The sequence below is a fragment of the Allomuricauda sp. XS_ASV26 genome, from assembly GCF_041224615.1.
In the GTDB taxonomy this organism is placed as follows: Bacteria; Bacteroidota; Bacteroidia; order Flavobacteriales; family Flavobacteriaceae; genus Flagellimonas; species Flagellimonas alginolytica.
Genome location: NZ_JBGFGK010000019.1, coordinates 1 through 396 on the forward strand (window position 1 = coordinate 1; position 396 = coordinate 396).

Annotated in this window: 1 protein-coding gene; it reads left to right on the forward strand. The window is 54.0% G+C overall.

The features are described 5' to 3' along the window. Positions 1–396, forward strand: a 396-nt coding sequence (locus AB9K32_RS00100; protein ID WP_369884009.1) for a hypothetical protein, incomplete at both ends; no start/stop codon positions are given.

Genomic DNA, 396 nt, shown 5'->3' on the forward strand with positions numbered 1-396 from the left:
GCCGACGGAGATCTATCGGATACGAACGAGATCCAGAACATCGAGGAAGTGCTGACTGACGGGAACGATGCGAACGGTCTAGTGCTGACGGGCCTTGGAGCCCCGACCGCTGCGAGCGATGCCGCTACAAAGGCCTATGTGGACAGCGTGGCCGACGACGATATTACTGGGGTGAGCTTCGATGGCGGGACCAACGAGGTAACGGTAAGCGAGGGCGGTACAAGTTTTTCTGCGGACCTGTCCTCTTTGGACGATAGCGCTGGAGTAGCAGCCAATGCTGCGGACATTGCCAACAACACTACTGCGATCGGTAACAATGCCACGGATATTTCGAACAACGCTACCAATATCTCCAACAATACTACGGCTATTGGTAACAATGCTACTAACATCACA